This window comes from Cupriavidus sp. 01L46, from assembly GCF_056399905.1.
Genome location: NZ_JBFTSF010000332.1, coordinates 1 through 6193 on the forward strand (window position 1 = coordinate 1; position 6193 = coordinate 6193).

General features: G+C 66.0%; 5 protein-coding genes. 2 read left to right on the top strand and 3 right to left on the bottom strand.

Annotated features, from left to right (window positions below):
- Positions 1 to 874 precede the first annotated feature (874 nt).
- Genes AC1DS3_RS33325 through AC1DS3_RS33335 form a run of 3 tightly spaced genes read right to left on the bottom strand, consistent with a single transcriptional unit; the run spans position 875 to position 3934 of the window.
- Complete coding sequence (locus AC1DS3_RS33325) at positions 875 to 1564, bottom strand: PIG-L deacetylase family protein (RefSeq protein WP_441634219.1); 690 nt, start codon at positions 1562 to 1564, stop codon at positions 875 to 877.
- A 49-nt stretch (positions 1565 to 1613) separates the two neighbouring features.
- Positions 1614 to 2678: a glycosyltransferase family 4 protein gene (locus AC1DS3_RS33330; RefSeq protein WP_441634221.1), complete on the bottom strand. Its 1065-nt coding sequence runs from the start codon at positions 2676 to 2678 to the stop codon at positions 1614 to 1616.
- Positions 2678 to 3934 carry an oligosaccharide flippase family protein gene (locus tag AC1DS3_RS33335; RefSeq protein WP_477128836.1) on the bottom strand — a complete coding sequence of 419 codons (1257 nt, stop codon included), beginning with the start codon at positions 3932 to 3934 and terminating at the stop codon, positions 2678 to 2680. The genes AC1DS3_RS33330 and AC1DS3_RS33335 overlap by 1 nt, the downstream gene beginning before the upstream one ends.
- A 318-nt stretch (positions 3935 to 4252) precedes the next feature.
- Between AC1DS3_RS33335 and AC1DS3_RS33340 the strand changes: the two genes are divergently transcribed.
- Entirely contained in the window at positions 4253 to 5482 is a 1230-nt protein-coding gene (locus AC1DS3_RS33340; RefSeq protein WP_477128837.1) for a glycosyltransferase, read from the top strand.
- 138 nt (positions 5483 to 5620) lie between these two features.
- Positions 5621 to 6193: acyltransferase family protein (locus tag AC1DS3_RS33345; protein ID WP_477128838.1), on the top strand; the 573-nt coding region annotated here is incomplete at its 3' end.

Consider the following 6193-nt stretch of genomic DNA (forward strand, 5'->3'; position numbering starts at 1 on the left):
TAGTTCAGCCACCAAACCCGCGCCCAATAATGAAAAACCATCGAACAGTAAAATGCCGACGCGCCGCACGGCGCACTTTGAACGGTTAGTCGAGGCATGAAGCCAACTAACCGTTGCGGGCTCAAGTTGGGCATACGGCATGATTTTCCCCCAAAGAATTGTTGATCCGTTCTTGCGCGAATTTATTGGTGTTGCAATGCATCGTAGCGATCCCGAATCCGAGAAATGTGTCCGTGTCGGAAAGTAGCGAGATGTTGGCGGAAGGTGTCCGCCCGCTCCAAAATTTCATGCAAGACGTTGTAAATACAGCCTTTCCGGGTAGCGACCTCACCTCAAATCGCTTGTCCCAGCGTGCTGTTCTGCAACCAGCTCCTACTCTATGAGGAATGATGCGTCGCAGCAAACCCTGCACCAATCCGTGCGTTGGTTACCGAACATAAGGGTCGCAAAAGGTGCATGAGAGCGGGAATCCGACATTAACTCCACGATTCCCGGCGGACCCGCATCCACACCAGATAACATAAAAATCATTTCTAAACATTAAAAATTATGACAAATTAATTAATGCGCCAGATCAGCAGTGCGGATATATCGCACGATGGCCGTCCCGGATTTTTTCTGTCACGGCCTCGATTAATGAAATAATTGTGTCTGCCCGGGGCGCAGCAGGGCTTCGCCGTCACAACACAGACGGCTTGCTTGACCTGGGGGACTGAAAGGCGGAGCGACGGCGGCCGGGTACCTGGCCCGGCGCAGCCCGGTGACTTGCACAGTAGTGCGAGCGTGCGTGACTAGTCTGTTGGCGCCGCGGTGCGCAACACTGCCCGTAGCGCGCGGCCCTGTGCATGCGCAGATTTGGGGCGGCAGGCCAACTTCATCCCTGCCAGCGCGCGCGCATGATGTGCAGCACTTCCGCCAGCGCGAAGCCGGCTTCCGCACCTCGCCACTGCGCCAGTGCCGTGACGCCTTCGATGCTGACCAGGTGCCCGGCGCCCTCATGCATTTGCGAGCGGTGCCTGCGCAACGCCTCCACCTTGCGCGACCACGTGGCGCTCACATCGATATAGAGCGAGCCGCCCAAGGGATTGACAATGCCGCCACCGCCCCAGCACGTGGCCGGATATTCATAGGCCGCCACCAGGCGGGGGGCATGCTTGGCGGGGTTCAGGCGCGTCGCGGCAACGCCGGCCTCCCAGCAATAGCGGTGGTCCTGGTGCGAAGACGACAGCGGAATCAGCACCTCGTCCGGCTCGAAGCGATTCTGCAGCGCGTCCAGCATGCCAACCATCTGCGCACGCGGGAAGCTGTCGAGCACGCCGTCGAGCCCCCTGGTGAGGACCTCGGTCGTCTGTACGCCAAGCACGGCCATCGATTCGGAGAATTCGTCCAGCCGTTCTTGTTCGGTGACCTCGCGGCCAAGGCAGAGCGACTGGCTCTTTCCTACCGTTGCCAGGGCCACCATCACTTCGCCGCCGGCATCGATGACCCGTGCCAGGTAGGCGCCCACGCCCAGCTCCGCGTCGTCCGAGTGCGGGCTCAGCACCAGTACACGCTTGCGTTCCATATCTCCTCCTGTTCTTATCCCGTGATGCCAGGCGCCCAAAGGGCAGCCATCACGCCGTGCTGATCAGCCTGCGCGCCAGCGCGTTGTACTGGTCGGCCGTGTCCTTGAGCGTCAGGCCATCGAGCGAGCGCGCGACCCGTGGCTGCGCCAGCGCCGCGGTCAGCGCCGCGCCATAGGCGGCGGCGTCGCCGGTGTCCAGCAGCTGCACGCCGGCGAAGTCGCGGGCGAATGCGAAGGCGGGAATGCCGCTCGCCACGACCGGCATGCCTGTCGCCAATGCCTCGAGAAAGGCAATGCTGTGCGCCTCCGACGCCGACGGCATGGCAAACACGGATGCGCCCGCCAGCAGCTCCGGGATGTTGGTCTGCGGCCCGTTGACCCGCACCCTGCCGGCCAGGCCCAGCTCTTCGACCAGGGCGCAGACCTTGACGTAGTAATCGGGATCTTCGATCACGCCGACCATCTCCAGCCGCGCGTTGGGCACGCTCTTGAGCGCCTCGCGGAACGCCAGCACGGTATGCAGCTGGTTCTTGATCGCCGCATAGCGGCCCACCTGGATGACGAGGCGCGACGCCGCCTCGCGCTGGCCAGCGGGCCGCACAAAGAAGCGCCGGGTGTCCACGCCATTGGGAATCACCGCCATCAGCGGGTGCGTGCCCACCGAGTTGATGTAGTCGCGCAGATTCCCCTGCGACACCCCGATCACCGCGCGGGCGCGCGTGGACAGCATCCGCTCGACGTAGCGGAACATGGTGCTCTCGAAATCGTTGGCGGCGGAGTGCATCACGTAGACCACTGGCACCCGCGACGGCAAGGCCCGCGCGTAAAAGGCCGGGATGGTAGCGTGCGCGAAGATGATGTCCGGCTGGTAGTCGCGCAGCACGCCGCGCAGGTGCCAGAGCCGGCCGGCCAAGCGCCGGGGCTGGTCCGGAAACAGGCACAGCACGCCAGCCGCATCGAGCTGCGCGCGCAGCGCCGCGAAGTCCTCCTGCTGCGGCATCAGGGCCGACACGCAGACCGTGTCGCCGTGGGCCTGCTGGTAGATGGCCAGGTCTTTCGCCAGCATCTCCGCACCTGAAAGGCGCGGTGCCAGCACAAGATGGAGAATCCGCATCACACCCTCCTCATTTTCAGGATCTGGTAGAGCATCCATGCCGCCGCGACCGCCAGGCCCGCCGTCATCGACCAGGCGATGCCTTGCGCCCCCCAATAGCGAGTAGCCGGCGGCACGGTGGCCAACAGCACGCACACCTGGAGCACCGAGGCATGCGTGGCGGCCTTGGGGATGCCCACGGCGCGCAGGTAGGCAACCAGCACGGCAATCAGGCCGCCAATTGCCATGTTGATGGTGAAGATGCGGAACAACGGCACCGCGCCGAGCCAGGCCGGCCCCAGCACCAGCAGGAACAGCGGCTCGGCCACCAGCCGCAGCACCACCACCACGATCGCCAGCCCCAGGCCGCCGATCAGCACGAAGCGGCGCAGCAGCACCGCGTCCGAGCCATCCTGCTTGCGGAAACGGGCAGCAAAGGTGGGAAACAGGTACTGCGAGATCGCGATGCCGGCATCGGCGAGCAGCATCTGCGCGAACTTGGACGACATCTGGTAGGCGCCCAGCTGGGCCGGGCCGAGCAGCTTGCCAACGATGACCTTGTCGAACTGGTTGAGCAGCAGGTTGACCACGCTGCCCGCCCAGATCCACCGGCTGAAACCCATGTAATGACCGATGCCGGCCCACTTGAGGCGCAGGGGCGGCCGGGGGCGCATGCTCAGCCAGGTGAGCGCGGTMTTGACGGATTCGCCCGCGAGCAGCCCGATCAGGATGGACATGGCGCCCGCGCCAGCGAAGGCGCATGCCAGGCTGACGCCGCAGTCGGTACCGGCGGCCGCCACCTCGATCCCGGCAATATGCTGGAAGCCCCGGTCGCGCGTCACCACAAAATAGGCCGGCGAGGCCAGCCCGCGGATCAGCGGCAGGGCGGCGGCCAGCTGCAGCAACAGCAAGGAACCCGCGAGGTGGAACTGCGCCTCCAGCAGCGGCGCCAGCGCGACCAGCAGCAATGCCACCCCCGCGCCCCGGCACGTCAGCGCGGTCCAGAGCGCACTGAGCTGGTCGGGGGTGGGCGTTTGCTTGTCCTGCACCACCGCCTGGGGCAGGCCGGTATCGCTGAGCGCCTCGGCAATCGCCACGGCCAGCAGCGCCACGGCGGCGATCCCGACCGCCGACGGGCCGAGGATGCGCCCGACCATGAGGAACTTGATGGCCACCAGCCCCCGCACCAGCACCTGCTGCCCCAGCACCCACGCGGCCGAACTGGCATGCAAGCCGGTCAGCGGCAGGAAGAAGGCATTCCTCAGGGATCTGGCCATATTGCCCCACCATGGGTTGAACACCAATGCCAGGCACAGGTGCGCGCCAGCCATGAAGCACAACTTACCGTAGGCGCGGCAACAGGAATCGCCATCGCCTAGCGTTAATCCGTCACATACGCTCAGCGCCGGAGCAGGCGTGCGCGATCGGGCCTCGCTGACCCTTGCCGCGCCTTGCCGGCCAGGGCCAGCCTCCGCCCGCCTTTATCCGCCAAGCCGGCCCGCAAATTGGCGGCCGGCGCAAAGACGGCGGTGCTAGTGTGGCAACATCCGCAACCCGCCGCACACCGGGCTCGCCCCACCGTGCCTGGAGCCGCGATGTCCGAGCCGACCGCACTGATCATCGAGCACGATTTCACCGGCCACCGCTGGCGCTATGTCGAATGGGCGGTGCAGGCCTACACGGAGGCCGGCTACCACTGCCTGGTGGTCACCGACCCCGGCAACCAGGCGCATCCGCTCGCCCAGCGCATGCTGGCCGCGCAGGATCCTGCCGCCGGCATCGTTGCCGGCTTCGTCGCCAGTATCGTCTTTACGCAGCCACCGCCCACGGTGGGCAGCGGGCTCGGCAAGCTCAGCTACGTGCGCTTCTGGCGCACTTTCCACCATGCCTTCCAGGTTGCCGCCGGCCTGCGCGACATCTCGCTGGTGGTGGTGCCCTATGCCGACTACTTCCTCTACGTGCTCCCGCTGCTTGGCTCGCCATTCGCCAAGGTGCCATGGGTCGGCATTACGATGCGCGCCAACTTCCATCACAGCAAGGTGGGCGTGAAGTCGCCGCACCAGCCGCTGGTGAACGCGGTCAAGAGCTGGCTGTTCCGGCGCGCCGTCGAGTCCGGCGGCATGAAGACGCTGCTGTCGATCGACCCGACCTTGCCGCAGTGGTATCCGCGCGGCAATGGCMGCACCGCCCTCGCTTACCTGGCCGATCCCTGCCCCGACGCGCTCCCGGCCGATCCCGCCGCCGCCAGGCTGCGGCTGGGGCTGGGCCAAGGCCCGGGAGGCCCGAGGCATGGCGCCGGCACCTGCCTGCTGGTGTACGGCGCGGTCACGGAACGCAAGGGCATTTGCGAGCTGGTCACCGCGCTGGCCGGCCACCCACGCGCGCCCACGCTGGTGGTGGCCGGGCAGCAAGACCCGCAGATGCGCGCGTTCCTGCAGGCGGCCGCGTCCACGCTGTCGCCGCCGCCCGTGATCTTCGACCGCTTCATCACCAACGAAGAAGAAGCCGACCTGTTCTCCGCCYGCGACGCCGTCTGGCTCGGCTACAAAGGCCACTACGGCATGAGCGGCGTACTGGTGCAGGCCTACCGCTTTGGCAAGCCCGTGATCGCCACCACCGACGGCCTGATTGGCTGGTTCTGCCAGGGGCAGGAACTCGGGCCAGTGCTGCAAGACCTGTCCGGCCCCGCTATCCAGCGCGCGCTGGACCAGCTCTCCTGGCCCGTGGCCGCAACCGCCCCGCCGGCCGCATCCGCCAGGGCCCACCTGCTGGCCCGGCATACCTTGAGCGAATTCAAGCAGACCCTGCGCCGCGCGGCCGCCTGACGCTCGCTTCCGATACAAGCCGTACCCGTTCAGGGTGCCGCTGCACGCGCAGCCATGGCAATGCCATGGCCACGAATCCATATCACCCTGGGTCGACAGCACGCCGTGCGCAAGCGCACCGGCAGGAGGGGCCTTTGCATGCATCGCACCGCAGACGCGCACACGCGCGCCCACAGCCGCTTCGTCGAACTGGATTTCGTCAGGGGCCTGGCCATCATCGCCGTCATGGGCATTCACTTCCATACCGTCGACACCGGCAGCCGCCTGATCTGGCTGCTTGAATATCCACTGAAGAACTTTGGGCGGGAAGCCGTCACGCTGTTCTTCACGCTCAGCGGATTCCTGGTGGGCGGGTTGCTGCTGCGGCAGTACGCGCAGACCGGCACTGTCGACACGTGGCGCTTCTTCATTCGCCGGATCTTCAAGATCTGGCCGGCTTACTACTTGCTGATTTTGGTCCACGCGCTGGCCGGCCATCATGCGCGCAGCACCTTCTTGCTGCAGAACGCGACGCATCTGCAGAACTATCTGGGCAGCACCATCGCGCAGACCTGGAGCCTGGCGGTCGAAGAACACTTCTACCTGCTGCTGCCGATTGCACTGCTGCTGTGCGCGCGCTGGCGGCTGACGCCGGGACGGTTGCTATGGCTGCTGGCGACAGCGTGCGTGCTGGTCTTGCTGGCCCGCAGCGCGGCCGTTGCCGGTGGCGAC